The sequence below is a fragment of the Bacillus sp. RIT 809 genome (assembly GCF_016892495.1).
GTDB classification, from domain to species: Bacteria; Bacillota; Bacilli; order Bacillales; family Bacillaceae_G; genus Bacillus_A; species Bacillus_A cereus_U.
In genome coordinates, this window is the sequence record NZ_JAFEMR010000006.1 from 176,236 (window position 1) to 191,293 (window position 15,058).

A 15,058-nucleotide genomic window follows, 5' to 3' on the forward strand; every position below is an offset into this window, starting at 1 on the left:
ATAGAGGTTTTTTTAATCGAAATCAGAATAAATTTTATAGATGTAATCCTTTGGGAATTTTTAATCAGTTATGTATCATAATCTAATCATTAAAATGAAAATTGGAGGAGAAATAATCATGGGGCATTCTGTATTAAAAATGTATGACTACCACTTATGGGCAAATGAAGTTATTTTAAATCGCTTAAAAGAACTACCGCAAGACATTTTCCATAAGGAAGTTAAGAGTGGTTTTTCTTCGGTGGCAAAAGTAATGTCTCACATATACCTCACAGATTTAGCCTGGCTTGAGATTATTTCTGGTAAAAGCATGAGTGATGCAATGGTACACACAGACCAATTGAAAGAACAACTGGAAACAAAAAATATTGAGGAAATGGAAACTAGTTTTTATGAATTATCTAAACGATATAAAGAACTTTTAAGTAGTCAACAAGATTATGAAAAAGTGTTTGAGGTTGATAATCCATATGCGGGACTCCTGGATACGACGATTTCTGAAACAATACTACACGTCGTCACCCACGGAGCATATCACCGTGGGAATATAGCCACAATGTTGCGGCAAATGGGGCATACCTCTGTTATGCAAGATTTTGGACTATTTCTATATTCAAAATGAATTCTTTTTATTTACCATAGAATATGGGTTTTTATGATGTTTTTTGGGACTGCTTTTATTAGTGGTTTAAGCTTAATTATGTAATATAGAATAAAGGCATTCCATATTATTTCGGAATGCCTTTATTGTTATTTTTATTTTGTTTTTTATACAGGTACCAGCCACCCCAGCCGCCACCAATTGCTACAACAACGAGGAAAGCATAGTCTTTAACCTCGACACGTATATTGAAAATATTAGCTATGAGTAAGAGAATCCCAACTGTTATTAACGCGAAAAATGCTCTAATTAAGTAGTCTTTCAACTGAACCACTCCCGTCATTTAAGTAGTAAATGATGAACTTGGACAAGCTTTTTGGATCTAATTACTAAAGGGTGTTTCCTATATTTTAACATAAAAGAGATTGTAATATATTGATAAAAGTAGTGGAGGGGAGTGCTATTATTGTCGTGATTTGTCGGTAAGTCGATATCATTAGAAAATCGCTGATATAATTTCTGCGCGATTATCCCATAGAAAAAAGCGACTCTGAACGAGTCGCTTGTGCTTTTAGTTGTATCCAGCTCCAGCGGCTAGAATGTTCGGTGGCTTCGCTTTTTCCTGCGAGGCAAAGAGCGCCTCTACGTCAAAAGCTCCATCCTCCTCACATTCTGAACGAGCCGCTTCCGCTTTTAATTGTATCCAGCTCCAGCGGCTAGAACAGTCGGTTGTTTCACTCCTTCATTCGAGGCAAAAAGCGCCTCGGAATCAGGAGTTCCAACACCCTCCTGTTCTGAACGAGCCGCTTCCGCTTTTAATATATTATTGATTCAAGAATGCACGTAGCATCCAAGCGTGTTTTTCTAGTTCTGTGTAGATGCCTAGTAGTAGGTCAGATGTCATTTCGTCGTCAGAGTTTTGAGCGATTTCCATGCCTTTTTTCAGTTCAGTTAGCATCATTTCGTAGTCTTTCATGATTGCTTCGACCATCCCTTCTGCAGTTTCTCCGTAAGCTGCTTCTTGAATAGAAGATAGTTCTAAGTATTCTTTCATTGTTGCTACTGGTTTGCCGCCAATTGCTAAAATGCGTTCTGCAATTTCATCGATGTGAGTAGCTGATTCTGTGTAAAGCTCTTCAAATTTTTCATGTAGTGTGAAGAATTGAGGTCCTTTTACGTACCAATGGAAGTTGTGTAGTTTTGTAAATAAAACGCTCCAGTTTGCTACTTGTTTGTTTAATGCTTCGATTACTTGTTTGTTCATTATGATCAATCTCCTCTTGAGTTATTATGTTATACGAATTACTAATTTATAATTATTATAATCTAGTAATTTGTATAAATCAACCCTTTTGCTGGAATTAATTTGAACAAATTATGAACTGTTGTAAATAAAACCCCCCTATTACTGTGAAGTAATAGGGGGGTTTTTATTTGATATATAGCTCCAGCGGCTAGAATCTTCGGTCATTTCGCTCTCTCGCTCGAAGCAAAAAGCGCTTCAAGGTCGGGAGCTCCAATGCCCTGCGATTCTGAACGAGCCGCCTCCGCTTTTATTTGTTATACAGCCTGTTTCTTTTCTTCTACATCCTGTCCATCCCAACACTCTGTATTCTTTAAGCCAGGGATAGAACTTGCATAGAAAACAGGATCCTTGCCTTGTTTCTTTTGCTTAATATAGTCTACTAAAGCTGCGTAGGCAAATTTGCTAAGGAATGAGATGGCAATTAAGTTTGTAAATACCATTAGTCCCATAAAGAAATCAGCTAAACTCCAAACCGTTTGAAGGGCAGCGATAGATCCGAAGAACACCATTCCGACAACTGCAACACGATAAATCAGTAACCATGTTTTGCTTTCTTTAATGAATGCGATATTTGTTTCACCATAATAGTAGTTTCCTAGTAAAGAACTGAAAGCGAATAGGAAAATAATAATCGCTAAGAAAGTGCTTGCCCACGGTCCAATTTGTGAACTTAATGCTTGTTGTGTTAATTCAATACCTTCTAAATTTGATCCTTTGTAAAGTCCAGAACATAATACGATAAACGCCGTTGATGTACATACTAAGAATGTATCTACGAAAACACCTAATGCTTGAACAAGCCCTTGTTTTACAGGGTGAGATACATCTGATGTTGCAGCTGCGTTAGGAGAGCTACCCATACCTGCTTCTGTCGCGAATAAACCGCGCTGAATTCCGAACTTGATTGCTGCTCCAATACCACCAGCGATGGCTTGGTCTAAACCGAATGCACCGTTAAATATTTCTAGAAAAATGCTTGGTAACATATTGAAATTTTTAATAACGACAAAAATAGCCACACCAATATAAACGATTGCCATTGGAGGAACAATCATTTCTGTAATACGTGAAATGCTTTTAATACCACCAAAAATAATAACAGCAACTAATAAAGCTAATACAGCTCCTACGATAGTTCGTTCTAGTCCAAAAGCATTTTCAAACGCTATTGTTACTGTATTTGCTTGTACTGAATTGAAGATTAATCCGTATGCAACTGTAATGAGAAGTGAAAACCAGATGCCCATCCAGCGTTTGTTTAATCCTTTTTCCATGTAATATGCTGGGCCACCACGGAACCTGCTTCCATCTTTTACTTTATAAATTTGCGCGAGTGTACATTCTACAAAACTAGTAGCTGCACCGAGAATAGCGATAAACCACATCCAAAATATTGCACCAGGTCCACCCATAGAAATTGCGAGTGCTACACCAGCTAAGTTCCCGATACCAATACGAGCTGCTGCACTTAAACAGAAAGCTTGGAACGGGGAGATGCTATCTTTTTTCTTTGTTTTTCGGTTTAATCCAGTCCCTATTAAACGTATCATTTCGCCTAGATGACTAATCTGTACAAATTTCAATTTAAAAGAGAAATAAAGACCGAAGCCGATTAACATTGCAATAAGAATATATGACCATAAAATATTATTCGTTACCTCAAGGAATCTGCTAAAGATATCAACCATATAATACACTTCCTTTTTTTCGTAATAAGAAAATTATATGCAAAAAATATACCAGAATCAATTTTTCTAAAAAATGATGTTACTTAAATGCTTTTTATGTTATGATTATGTTACATCGTAATATTTTTAGAATTATTTACATTTTAAAAAACTAAATTTAAAGCGAGAAAGAGGGGATAATTTGAAAGAAGAAACTTTATTGAAAGTAAGCCTCGAGAGTTTGAAAAAGAAAAGTAACGTATTTCTTATCATTACATCTTTAAGTATCTTTTTAGGAGCCACTTATTATTACAATAAAAGATTTCCAAATCATAGATATCCCGAATGGTTAGAATTTCTAAAATTCGTTGGTTGAAGAAAAGACAGAAAAACAGAAAATTTTTAAAAAACTATTTATTGTTGAGGAGGAACTAGTATGAATATAAGAGAAAGCGAACTTCCGGGTATTGGTTATAAGTTTCAGATCGTTACGAAAGGTAACGAAAAAATGGTGATTGTTATTCATGATGATGGACGTAGAGAAATGTATCATTTCGATTCAGACCATGAAGAAAGTCTATCAAGTATTTCACTACGTGACTCAGAGGCAAGACAAATTGCAGCAATATTAGGTGGAATGGTATATAAGCCTAGGGCGTTAGAAAATGTTGAAATGGTCTTTGAAGGTTTAGCGATTGAGTGGTTCAAAGTGGAGAATGCAGCTTCAGCAATTGGAAAAACAATTGGTGATCTTGAAATAAGAAAAACATATAGCGTAACGATAATTGCAGTTATGAAAAAGAACATGAAAAAGCTATTTAATCCAGGACCAGACACGGTGATTGAAGAAGGAGATATGCTTGTAGTCTCAGGTGAGAGAGAAGAAATTAAAAAAATTATTAATGAATTACTTTCGAATAGGGGGACTGACTAGATGGATACTTTAATTTTTGAAGTTGGTACAGCTTTAGTTTTAGTAGCAATTGCGGCGGTAATTGCTGGAAAGTTTAAATTCTCAGTAATTCCTTTTCTAATCGTTCTTGGTATGTTAGTAGGACCGCATGCGCCGACAATAGGTGTTATCGATCTCAAATTTATTGAAAGTGCAAGTGTAATTTCCTTTCTTGGAAGGATTGGAGTTCTGTTCCTTCTGTTCTATCTAGGGCTAGAGTTTTCGATGAAAAAACTAATTAAATCTGGACGTTCGATTGCTATTGGCGGAACAATCTATATTTTAATTAACTTTTCACTTGGATTATTATACGGATTTATAATGGGATTCCCGTTACTAGAAATCTTAATTATTGCGGGTATTATTACGATTTCTTCTAGTGCTATCGTTGCAAAAGTGTTAGTTGATTTAAGAAGAACTGGTAATAATGAAACCGAATTAATTTTAGGAATTATTATGTTTGAAGATATATTCCTTGCTGTATATTTATCAGTAGTTTCTGGCTTAGTCCTCGGGGATCACGCTTCGTTCTTAGGTGCTCTCACTTCAATTGGAATTGCTTTAGGATATATGCTTCTATTCTTCGTAGTAGCTAGAAAGGCTACGCCGTTATTAAATAGATTGCTCAATATTAGTTCTGATGAAATCTTTATTATTGTAGTATTTGCTTCGTTGTTCTTTATCGCTGGTTTTTCAGAAACAATTCACGTTGCAGAAGCAATCGGGGCACTTCTTTTAGGGTTAGTTTTCTCTGAGACAGAGCATAGTGATCGAATTGAACATCTTGTTGTTCCATTTAGAGACTTTTTCGGAGCTATCTTCTTCTTCAGTTTCGGATTAAGTATCGATCCGTTCTCATTGGGCGGAGCAATATGGTTAACGTTAGGTGCTGTACTTCTGACGATAATCGGAAACTTTGTAGCAGGGATGATTGCAGGAAGACAAGCTGGATTATCCCATAAAGCTTCAACAAATATTGGATTAACAATCGTTTCAAGGGGAGAGTTCTCCATCATTATGGCCAATATCGGTATCGCCGGTGGTTTAATGTCAGTATTGAAACCATTCTCAGCGCTATACGTGCTTATACTATCCATTTTAGGACCTCTTCTTACGAAAGAGTCGAAGAATGTATATAAATTTTTAAATAAAATCTTTAAGTGGGATACGAAGGCAAACTAAATTTTAAAAAATAAAAGTACAAGATATTTACCGCTTGTACTTTTATTTTTTGCAATGAAAACAGTAAAGAGAGGTAAATGATGTTAGGAGAGTTGATTCATTCAGTTTTAGTTTTTCTAGAAGGACTTGGTTATTGGGGAATTATGCTTGGATTGATGTTAGAGGTTATTCCAAGTGAAATCGTATTGTCTTATGCAGGCTATTTAGTATCAACAGGAAGCATTACATTTTGGGGTGCTGTTGCGTTCGGTACGATTGGCGGTGTAATCGCACAGCTATTTATTTATTGGATCGGTCGATACGGAGGAAGACCTGTTCTTGAGCGATATGGAAAATATATTTTGATTCAGAAGAAACATATTGATTATGCGGAAGCGTGGTTTAATCGTTATGGAACTGGTGTTATCTTTACCGCACGTTTTATTCCCGTTGTGCGTCATGCTATTTCGATACCAGCAGGTATTGCGAAAATGTCACATGCTAAGTTTATTACGCTAACTACATTAGCTGTTATTCCATGGTCAATTGTATTTGTCTATTTAGGCTTTAAATTAGGATCAGAGTGGGAAAGTATTAATAAAGTAGCTGGGCCATATGTGAAATATTTTGCGCTTGCTGCTATTGTTTGTGCAATTGGTTATTTTATATTTAAAAAAATGATGAAAAAAAAGTGATTACGGAAAAAGAATCTATGCTGACATAGATTCTTTTTTATTGTCATTTTTTAAAGGGTGAAAGAGTATGTTTAATATTTACCATATTGTGGCATACATATAGGAAAAGGGAGTTTGGAAAGGGGATTATTGAGAAATGGAACTCCAGTTTCAAAATGTATATCAACAAGTTGAGAATTGGTATGTGTTGGATTCGGAGCTTCCTTGGGATGTCAAAAAGTTAAGAAATGATTTGTTTTCTCTTATTGAAGTAAGTGCAACGCCAGTTATTTTTTGTGATACGTGTGATGCGAATCATGTACTTTTATCATTAGGAGAAGAAGAAGAGGAGTTTTTATTCCCGGTAGGTGGTTTTTATCATAAAGAAAAACAATTAATTTTCGTTTGTATGTGGGAAGAGTATGAGCAAGTGCTCAAAACGCTATTGCATGAATTCAGGCATGCGATGCAGCATAAGGACGATGTACTATATGTTGGACATGAACGATACGAAGAAAGATGGATCGAGAAAGATGCGAGGCATTTCGCGGAGAGGAAGCTAGATGAATACAAAAATAGAAATTTAATCTGAAGCATAGTGGAGAAAAATCACTGTGCTTTTATTTGTTGCTAATTAAAAATAAGTCGTTGACCTTTATTAAGTTTAGTTCTAAACTAATAGTATCAAATGAGCGAGGTGATGGAATGAAAGCAGAGGAAAGACTTGGATTACTATTATGGTTTCGTTTATCACGCTTTTATAATAGAAGTATTCGTGAGACAAATCAGCATTTGAAAAAGTGGAATGTATCTGCCGCTCAGTTTGATGTATTAGTTCAAATTGGAGGACACGATCGTTTAACACAGCAAGAACTTGGAAATAAGTTGTTTGTTACGAAAGGAAATGTTACTCAGCTTTTAAATAAGATGGAGCAACTAGATTGGATTCAGCGTGAACAAGAAGGTACGACGAAATATATTTCATTAACAGAAAAGGGAAAGGTTCTATATGAAGAAATAGTCCCGCCGCAAGAAACATTCCAAAAAGAGCAATTTGATAAGTTAAATAGAGAAGAACAAAAACAATTATTAGAATTACTGAAGAAGTTGCAGTGATAAACTTAAAAATAATTATCTCGATTTCGAGATAATATGAGGTGAAGGGTATGTTTAGAAAAGTTGATCATAAAAATATGGGAAGAGCAAATCACGGTTGGTTAAATACGCATTTTCATTTTTCTTTTGCAAATTATTATAATCCAAACAACATGAATTTTGGAGCAGTACGTGTTATGAATGATGATTTAATAGCGGCACAAACTGGTTTTGATATGCATCCGCACCGTAATATGGAGATTATCTCTTACGTTATAGATGGTGAATTAACACATGAAGATAGTATGGGGAACCGAGGGACAATTGAGCGTGGGCATGTTCAATATATGAGTGCAGGTACTGGTGTATTTCACAGTGAGCATAACTTAGGAAATGAAACATTACGTTTATTGCAAATTTGGATTTTACCAGACCGCGATGGTCATAAGCCGAACTATGGTGAGTTTAAATTTGATTGGAGTAAACGTGAAAATGAGTGGTTCCATATGGTATCTCCTTCTGATGGAGATGCACCAATTCATATTCACCAAGATGCAAATTTATATTCTTTATCATTAGAAGCGGGTAAAGAGATTCATTTCCCTGTTCAAGAAGGACGCCAATTATACCTTGTACAAATTGAAGGTAGTAGCGTTGTAAACGGTGAAACACTCGTAATGCGTGATGCAGCGGAGGCTGTAGAAGAAGATATTCGCATTCAAGCGAAAGAAAAATCTCACTATTTAGCAATTGAAATGAAAATGCAATAAAGTGAAGCTTTAATCAGTCGGTTGTTCAGTATATAAATAGCGGAATTCAACTCACCAAAAAGAGGACATCGTTTTTCGATGTCCTCTTTTTGGTGAGTTGAATTATCAGAAAAAACTTTCTCAATTTTTGAGAGCAGGTATCGGGAGGAATATTCAGAATATTTATAAAGGTGTTAAAAACTTTTATGGGGAATGGGGAGTGTTAGATTGAAAAAGCAAGTAATTTCATCAGCATTAGCGTTAACTGTTATCGCAAGTGGGTTTGGGGCATTTGGAGCAACTACGACGAAAGCAGAAGAGCAAAAAATCCAGTATCACCAAGAGTTCAAAACACCAGCTTACATAGGTGAAGAATGGAAAGCGCCAGAAGGTCTAGATAAAAAAGAGACAGTATTTCAATATTTAGAGAGCAAGAAAGATATGTTTAAACTAGCAGGAAATATTGATAAACATTTCAATGTCGTTGGTGAAGAAAAAGACGATGAATCAGGTACGACACATGTGAAGTTAGTTGAGAAGCATAATAACATTCCTGTGTATGGTTCAGATCAAACGGTTACGCTTGATAAAGAGAATAATGTAAAAGCATTTTTCGGACAAGTTATTCCAAATTTAGATAATAAAAATATTCCTGCATCTGCAAGTATTAGTGCGGAACAAGCAGAAACGATTGCAAAAGCTAATATTGAGAAAGAAATTGGTAAAGTAAAGAATTATGATGGTGTGAAAAAAGATTTATATGTGTATGAAAAAGATGGTCAATACTATCTTGCATATCTTGTAAAAGCGTCGGTTTCGAAACCAGCTCCAGGATATTGGCATTATTTTGTTGATGCAACAAATGGAAATGTTATTGAGAAATATAATGCTGTAGATCAAATTACTGGATTTGGTTATGGAGTATTAGGCGGTAGACAATCATTTGAAATTGCTCAAGATACGAAAACAGGAGCGTTCAACTTATTTGATGGTACACGAGGACAAGGTGTCCATACATTTGATGCAGAGAATATGAACGAAGACTGGTTTAATTTATTCTCACAAATTCTTGGATATACAGGAGAAGAAATTGCAAGTAAATCTAAGTTCTTCGAAGATAAAGCGGCAGTTGATGCGCATGTGAATGCAGGAAAAGTATATGATTATTATAAAAAGACATTTAACCGTAACTCTTTCGATGATAAAGGTGCAAAACTTATTTCTGCTGTTCACGTAGGTGAATCTTGGAATAACGCAGCGTGGAACGGTGTGCAAATGATGTATGGTGATGGAGATGGTAAGACATTTATTCCATTATCAGCAGGGCTAGATGTTATTGGCCACGAATTAACGCATGCTGTAACTGAACATACAGCAAACCTTGTATATAAAAATGAATCAGGAGCGTTAAATGAATCGTTATCTGATATCATGGGTGTCATGGTTGAGAAGAAGAGCTGGGATTTAGGTGCTGATATTTATACACCTGGTAAACCTGGAGATGCACTTCGATCTCTGAAAGATCCAGCATCTATTCCGAATCCATTAAAACCTGGTGAAGGTTACCCAGATCATTACAATAAACGCTATACTGGTACAGCTGATAATGGCGGCGTTCATATTAACAGTAGTATTAACAATAAGGCAGCATATTTAGTGTCTGAGGGCGGTACGCATTATAATGTGAAAGTAACTGGAGTGGGCCGTGAAGCGACAGAAAAAATTTACTATCGTGCTCTTACAAAATATTTAACTGCAAACTCTGATTTCAAAATGATGCGTCAAGCTGCACTTCAATCAGCAGAGGATCTATACGGTAAAAACTCTAAAGCTGTACAAGCTGTAACGAAAGCTTATGATGCTGTAGGAGTAAAATAATAAGAGAAAAAGACCTGACTTGGTCTTATCCCTGTCAAGTAGACAATATTAAAAAGACTAAGCAGCCATCGAGATTCGATATTCTATCGGAGCTCGGTGGTTGAGTCGTTTTTGGAACCGTTTATAGTTATAAAAATAAATATACTCTTCAATTGCTTGTATTAAATCTGCTTCTGTTTTAAAATGATTCAAATACAACATTTCCGATTTAAAATGGGAGAAAAATGACTCAATACAGGCATTATCATGGCAGTTTCCTTTGCGAGAGTGGCTGCCAATGATACCTAAACCTAAAAGTCGTTTGTTGTAGGCGTGAGATGTGTACTGGAATCCCTGATCTGAATGGAGAATGGTTCCACGCACATCTCTTTTTTGTGCCAACATTTCAATTGTATCTAATACAAGTTCATTATCGTTGCGCTTGGATATTTTCCAAGAAACAACTTCGTTATTATAAATATCTTGTACAACAGAAAGATACCGAAATCCCTCTTGGAATCGTAGGTAAGTAATATCTGTAACAAGCGCTTCATTTTGTTGGCGATCTTTGAATACACGGTTTAAAACATTCGGAAAAACATTGGAATAGTTCCCTTTAAAGAAGCGACGCTTCTTTCGAATAATAGATTGAATGTTGAGCTCGCTCATTAAGCGGTATACTTTTTTGTGATTTATAAAATATCCCTCTTCCTGTAAAGCGATTTTCATACGTGGATAACCATATTCCTTGTGCCTTACGTGAATAGATTGTATTACTTTTTTTAATCGTTTCTCGGATTCTAGTCGCATGTTTTTCATACTTTTTGTATGAATCCACTTATAGTAACTTGAACGATGTACACCCGCAAATTTCGTAAGCCATATAACTGGATATTTCCCCTTTAATGATTCAATGATATGATACCTCACCGTATATTTTAGTGCACCTCCATTTACAGATTCGGATACTGCTTTTTTAAATATTCAACCTGTGCCTTATAGTAGTCACGTTCCTCTTCAATCGTCTTAAAATGAACGCGTTTGCCTTTTAGAGGATTTGATATACCTTTCATTCCACCATTTTTTCCACGAGTATCTGTAATTTCACCAAATTCTTTATATTTTTTCACCCAATTTTTTAGTTGTGTAGAGCTTCTAATCTGATATTTTTCCTTTATCATATTGTAACTTCCTTCTCCGTTTAAATAACTTTGAACAGCCGCTAACTTTAATTCTTCTGAATATGTAATAAATATTGAACCTTTTTTAGTCATGAAAAATCCCCTCCAAGTAATAGTGTAACATCCATGTATGTGCATGGTCTTTTTACACTGTCTACTTAAAGGGGATAATATCAACTGGATTGTCAGGTCTTTTCCTTATTTAGTCACGAATACCTAATGCGATTTTCGCCATACGTGACATACGTTCTTTTGTCCATGGCGGATTCCATACAACTTTTACTTCTATTTCATTTACTTCAGGTACGTTCGTTGATAATATTTTTTTAACGTCTGATACGATTTGGCCAGCCATTGGACAACCGATAGAAGTCATTGTCATTGTAATGACAGCATTATTATTTTCATCTGCTGTAACGTCATAAACTAATCCGAGATTGATAATATCAACACCTAATTCAGGGTCAATAACAGCTTCTAAGTTCGCATATAACTTTTCTTCAAATGCTTGTTGTGACATGTGTAGCACCCCCTACATATTAATGATATCGATTCTCATTATAATGGATATGCCTATAAAGTACAGGAAATGAGCTCAAAAAAATATTCCTCCCTTGAAAGGAGGAATATTTTTTTGGAAAGCTATTCAGTTTTAAAATGAGATACAAGCTGATCTAATTCTTCAACTGTTTGTTTCATTTGTTTTGCAGTTAGGGTCATTTCATTCATAACAACGACTTTCTGTGCAGCGAATTGTGCTGTTGCGACAGTCTCACTTGAAACTTCATTAGAAATTGAAGCGATGTTATTAAGTGAAGCATTCATTTCTTCAGCACTTGCGGCCATTTCTTCAGCAGTTGCTGATATGTCTTGGATTTGAGTAGACACTGTATTCACTTGACCGACGATTGTTGTGAAAGAAGAGCCTGCCTCACGAATGACGTTAATACCTTCAAATGCTTCAGAGCGACCTTGAGACATCATAGAGCTAGCAGTTTTTGTATCATTTTGAATTTGATGTAGCAACTGGTTAATATCTGTTGCCGCTGTTTTTGATTGTTCAGCAAGTTTACGAACTTCATCAGCTACGACAGCAAATCCTTTTCCTTGTTCACCGGCACGAGCCGCTTCAATAGAAGCATTTAAAGCCAGTAGATTTGTTTGTTCAGCGATATTGGAAATAGATTGTACAGCTGCATCAATATATTTCGTATGGGTGATTAGACGTTCGACCACTTCTGATGTAGCATTTACTGCTTCGTGAATCGTCGTCATTTGTGAAATGGATTTTTGAATAACAGTACTTCCGTCGTTAGCGTGTTCTGACGTGGCTACAGCTAGTTCGGCTACAGAAGAAGCAGATTCTGCAATGCGCTGAACACTCATTGCCATATCATCCATTGCAGTCGAGCTTTCTTCCATACTAGAAGTTTGTGATTGGATGCTGGCATTTAAATTGGACATCGAGCTTTGAACTTTTATTGTTGCATCACGCGATGTATTGGTCTTTTCTAGCATGTTTTCGGAAGCATTTTGTACTTCCACAGAAGTCTTTTGAACACGATTAATGATATGCTGCAAGTTTTCTAACATGTTATTAAATGATGTGGCAATAGCACCGATCTCATCATTGCTATTTACTTGTAGACGTGCTGTTAAATCACCTTCTTGAGAAGCTAATTCTTTTAATTTCGTATCAATTTGTTCGATTGGTTTAACAAGCTTGCCAGAGAACCACCATGCAAGAATGAGTGCAACAATAATACATATAACAAGTGATAAGAAAACAATATATTCAATTAGCAGTGAAGATTGATCAATTTGTTCAATGGATTGTTCACGTAACTTAGCTTGTTCGTTACTATAGTTTGTAAAATCACCAATAACTTTATAAACAGTACCATTTTCTGAAGAAGCAAGTTGTAATGCTTCTTCCCATTTTTGTTCTTTTGCAAGAGAGAAAACTTTTTCTTCAATAAATATTCTCCAAGTAGAGCCTAGTTCCATAGTATCTTTTACAGATTGTGATACATTAGGGTTAGAAAGAAGTTGTGCTTTATTATCTTCAAGAAGCTTACTCATGTCATGAAACTTGTCTAATTCGACTTGATCGTGTTGCAGTAAATAACCCCTTAAAGCTGAAAGTTGTACTTGATACGCGTCTCCACGTTCTTTTAATTCTGTTGCAAGAGGGGAAACATCTTTTTGTAGTGTTTCAGCTTTATGAGATTGGTCAACAGCAAAGAATAAAATAAAAGCTAATGCGATGCCAAATAAAGCGCAAATTGTTCCCATCATGAACATAAGTTTTTTTCTAATGCTCATAAAATTCATATGATAAAAAAGCCTCCTTTTTTAAAAATCTTAGTATTAGAATTAATTCATATAAAAATTAAACGAAAACCTTACTCCTAAAGGAACAAAGCTTTCTTCTTTCCTTTAGGCATTATAGCAGACAGAGGAAGAGAGAGAAAGATATATTTTAAAGTGAAAAAAGCGGGCTGAAAAGTAATCCCTCTTTATTATGAAGTTATTAATCTGTTCAATAAAAATTATAGAAGATAATGGAAAGAGGCAGATAAGTAGAAGTGAATGTTATTAAAATGGATATATTTATATATCAAAAATTCTTAAATAAAAACCACAAATACTATTGTAATTCGAAATGACATCCTGTATACTTCTAATTAGTTGATAACGATTATCACTATCAACTGAAACATTACTCTTCGTTATGTTGGTCATACCCCTTTTTGACGACGTAAGTCAGAGACGAATGTTGAAATATCTTGTGTCCTATTCTACAGAATTATGGTAATCTCCAACCTCAACTTATATGCGTAAGCATGCAAAAAAAGGATCCTATCCGTGAAGGGATCCTTTTTTGCATGTGGTCGCAATTAATGTATATAGACCGGGTATACGTTCTTCAATTCCTTCGGGTGAAGTAGAAGGGAAGACCCACCTTTGATGAGATCCGTGTTCTTCAATCAATTTTTCAACCTTGAAATTTGTTTCTGCCATTGCTGTAATAACTTCTCCTAGTGTCCAGCGCCTAATTTTTGTTCTCGGTAAAGCGTATTTCTGTGATTCCGTAAGGAGAGTACTATAAGCTACGTCATCTTCAATAAGTTCCTCATCGAAATAATTTCCATTTGCTCGAAATGATGGATGATCTACTCCTAATAATTTTGTATAAACGGGATGATAGTCACGCAGTATAAATGTCCCATCTTGTTTTAGTAAGTGAGAGATTATATGAAAGAGTGGCTTTAAGTCTAAAAAGTAATGGAGCACGCCAAGTTCCAGTAATACGATATCAAATGATTGGGATAGGTTTAAATCTAGTACATCGGAAACGATATATTGAATAGAGACGTCAGCAGCTTCGGCTAGTTCGGTTGCATATTTTTCATTACTTGCTGAAATGTCTACAACTGTTACATCGGCTCCTAAAAGAGCAAGAGCAACCGCCTTGTTTCCTTTTGATCCGAGTAAATTAATAATACGCTTTCCTTTTGGAGATTGTATGTAGGGTAAATAATAATCTACCTCGCGCACGGGATCTTCCATGAGCTTTTTCGCATAATCCTCTGGCGCCCCGTGGCGATTTGTCCAAGCTTCATAAGCAGCTGTATTCCAGCTTCTTTCATTTATCGTGCTTAGTTGCTTTTGATTCAATGTTATCACTCCTTTTGTGAACGTATATTTATTCGGCGGGAGAATGAGATTTCCTGTTCTTTTTGAATTAAAGTTTGATTTTTCTGTTATTAAGTCGTAAAATACGTGTTATACATAAAAGCATTGAAAAGGAA

The 15,058-nt window shown here is 35.6% G+C and carries 16 protein-coding genes and 1 other annotated feature (1 of these 17 cut by a window edge); of the genes, 8 read left to right on the plus strand and 8 right to left on the minus strand.

Features of this window, described 5'->3' with window-relative positions:
- Positions 1–118: 118 nt before the first annotated feature.
- Positions 119–622: a DinB family protein gene (locus JTF23_RS09275; RefSeq protein ID WP_204208571.1), complete on the plus strand. Its 504-nt coding sequence runs from the start codon at positions 119–121 to the stop codon at positions 620–622.
- A 106-nt stretch (positions 623–728) separates the two neighbouring features.
- On the opposite strand, the gene JTF23_RS09280 is transcribed toward JTF23_RS09275, so the two are convergent.
- The 3 genes from JTF23_RS09280 to JTF23_RS09290 all read right to left on the minus strand — a co-directional run bounded on the left by JTF23_RS09280 (position 729) and on the right by JTF23_RS09290 (position 3,595).
- The gene (locus JTF23_RS09280; RefSeq protein WP_000656311.1) at positions 729–926 is read right to left on the minus strand and encodes a hypothetical protein; all 198 of its coding nucleotides are present in this window, start codon (positions 924–926) and stop codon (positions 729–731) included.
- A gap of 498 nt (positions 927–1,424) precedes the next feature.
- Positions 1,425–1,865, minus strand: a complete 441-nt coding sequence (locus JTF23_RS09285) for a Dps family protein (protein WP_105585555.1) — start codon at positions 1,863–1,865, stop codon at positions 1,425–1,427.
- A gap of 296 nt (positions 1,866–2,161) precedes the next feature.
- Complete coding sequence (locus JTF23_RS09290; RefSeq protein ID WP_204208573.1) at positions 2,162–3,595, minus strand: alanine/glycine:cation symporter family protein; 1,434 nt, start codon at positions 3,593–3,595, stop codon at positions 2,162–2,164.
- Between the two features lie 415 nt (positions 3,596–4,010).
- On the opposite strand from JTF23_RS09290, the gene JTF23_RS09295 reads away from it, so the two are divergent.
- The 7 genes from JTF23_RS09295 (at position 4,011) to JTF23_RS09325 (ending at position 10,083) form a co-directional block, all read left to right on the plus strand.
- Complete coding sequence (locus JTF23_RS09295) at positions 4,011–4,508, plus strand: cation:proton antiporter regulatory subunit (protein ID WP_204208575.1); 498 nt, start codon at positions 4,011–4,013, stop codon at positions 4,506–4,508.
- Positions 4,509–5,708: a cation:proton antiporter gene (locus tag JTF23_RS09300; protein ID WP_002112739.1), complete on the plus strand. Its 1,200-nt coding sequence runs from the start codon at positions 4,509–4,511 to the stop codon at positions 5,706–5,708.
- An 80-nt stretch (positions 5,709–5,788) separates the two neighbouring features.
- Positions 5,789–6,382, plus strand: coding sequence for an undecaprenyl phosphate transporter UptA (gene uptA / locus JTF23_RS09305; protein ID WP_002159953.1), 594 nt, complete (start codon positions 5,789–5,791; stop codon positions 6,380–6,382).
- A 136-nt stretch (positions 6,383–6,518) separates the two neighbouring features.
- Positions 6,519–6,953: a DUF3920 family protein gene (locus JTF23_RS09310; protein WP_002159954.1), complete on the plus strand. Its 435-nt coding sequence runs from the start codon at positions 6,519–6,521 to the stop codon at positions 6,951–6,953.
- Positions 6,954–7,066: 113 nt separating this feature from the next.
- Positions 7,067–7,477 carry a MarR family winged helix-turn-helix transcriptional regulator gene (locus tag JTF23_RS09315; protein ID WP_002159955.1) on the plus strand — a complete coding sequence of 137 codons (411 nt, stop codon included), beginning with the start codon at positions 7,067–7,069 and terminating at the stop codon, positions 7,475–7,477.
- Between the two features lie 50 nt (positions 7,478–7,527).
- Positions 7,528–8,226: a pirin family protein gene (locus JTF23_RS09320; RefSeq protein WP_204208577.1), complete on the plus strand. Its 699-nt coding sequence runs from the start codon at positions 7,528–7,530 to the stop codon at positions 8,224–8,226.
- A gap of 207 nt (positions 8,227–8,433) precedes the next feature.
- The gene (locus JTF23_RS09325) at positions 8,434–10,083 is read left to right on the plus strand and encodes a M4 family metallopeptidase (protein ID WP_204208579.1); all 1,650 of its coding nucleotides are present in this window, start codon (positions 8,434–8,436) and stop codon (positions 10,081–10,083) included.
- A gap of 57 nt (positions 10,084–10,140) precedes the next feature.
- Here JTF23_RS09325 and JTF23_RS09330 read toward each other — a convergent pair whose 3' ends face one another.
- The 5 genes from JTF23_RS09330 to JTF23_RS09350 all read right to left on the minus strand — a co-directional run bounded on the left by JTF23_RS09330 (position 10,141) and on the right by JTF23_RS09350 (position 14,924).
- On the minus strand, positions 10,141–10,992 hold the full coding sequence (locus JTF23_RS09330) for an IS3 family transposase (protein ID WP_201052050.1): 852 nt from the start codon (positions 10,990–10,992) through the stop codon (positions 10,141–10,143).
- Positions 10,993–11,015: 23 nt separating this feature from the next.
- Positions 11,016–11,336: a helix-turn-helix domain-containing protein gene (locus JTF23_RS09335; RefSeq protein WP_016103355.1), complete on the minus strand. Its 321-nt coding sequence runs from the start codon at positions 11,334–11,336 to the stop codon at positions 11,016–11,018.
- Between the two features lie 109 nt (positions 11,337–11,445).
- Positions 11,446–11,763 carry a metal-sulfur cluster assembly factor gene (locus JTF23_RS09340; protein ID WP_002159958.1) on the minus strand — a complete coding sequence of 106 codons (318 nt, stop codon included), beginning with the start codon at positions 11,761–11,763 and terminating at the stop codon, positions 11,446–11,448.
- A gap of 122 nt (positions 11,764–11,885) precedes the next feature.
- Entirely contained in the window at positions 11,886–13,577 is a 1,692-nt protein-coding gene (locus JTF23_RS09345) for a methyl-accepting chemotaxis protein (protein ID WP_204208580.1), read from the minus strand.
- A gap of 528 nt (positions 13,578–14,105) precedes the next feature.
- Positions 14,106–14,924, minus strand: coding sequence for a class I SAM-dependent methyltransferase (locus JTF23_RS09350; protein WP_204208581.1), 819 nt, complete (start codon positions 14,922–14,924; stop codon positions 14,106–14,108).
- Between the two features lie 114 nt (positions 14,925–15,038).
- Positions 15,039–15,058 (plus strand) — a binding site (T-box leader); it runs 251 nt beyond the window's last position.

Excerpts from the sequence above, each read along its gene's own strand:
- JTF23_RS09345 (WP_204208580.1), bottom strand. The coding sequence starts at position 13,577 with ATGAATTTTATGAGCATTAGAAAAAAACTTATGTTCATGATGGGAACA.
- uptA (WP_002159953.1), top strand. The coding sequence starts at position 5,789 with ATGTTAGGAGAGTTGATTCATTCAGTTTTAGTTTTTCTAGAAGGACTT.
- JTF23_RS09315 (WP_002159955.1), top strand. The coding sequence starts at position 7,067 with ATGAAAGCAGAGGAAAGACTTGGATTACTATTATGGTTTCGTTTATCA.
- JTF23_RS09285 (WP_105585555.1), bottom strand. The coding sequence starts at position 1,865 with ATGAACAAACAAGTAATCGAAGCATTAAACAAACAAGTAGCAAACTGG.
- JTF23_RS09310 (WP_002159954.1), top strand. The coding sequence starts at position 6,519 with ATGGAACTCCAGTTTCAAAATGTATATCAACAAGTTGAGAATTGGTAT.
- JTF23_RS09295 (WP_204208575.1), top strand. The coding sequence starts at position 4,011 with ATGAATATAAGAGAAAGCGAACTTCCGGGTATTGGTTATAAGTTTCAG.
- JTF23_RS09335 (WP_016103355.1), bottom strand. The coding sequence starts at position 11,336 with ATGACTAAAAAAGGTTCAATATTTATTACATATTCAGAAGAATTAAAG.
- JTF23_RS09300 (WP_002112739.1), top strand. The coding sequence starts at position 4,509 with ATGGATACTTTAATTTTTGAAGTTGGTACAGCTTTAGTTTTAGTAGCA.
- JTF23_RS09290 (WP_204208573.1), bottom strand. The coding sequence starts at position 3,595 with ATGGTTGATATCTTTAGCAGATTCCTTGAGGTAACGAATAATATTTTA.
- JTF23_RS09275 (WP_204208571.1), top strand. The coding sequence starts at position 119 with ATGGGGCATTCTGTATTAAAAATGTATGACTACCACTTATGGGCAAAT.
- JTF23_RS09320 (WP_204208577.1), top strand. The coding sequence starts at position 7,528 with ATGTTTAGAAAAGTTGATCATAAAAATATGGGAAGAGCAAATCACGGT.
- JTF23_RS09340 (WP_002159958.1), bottom strand. The coding sequence starts at position 11,763 with ATGTCACAACAAGCATTTGAAGAAAAGTTATATGCGAACTTAGAAGCT.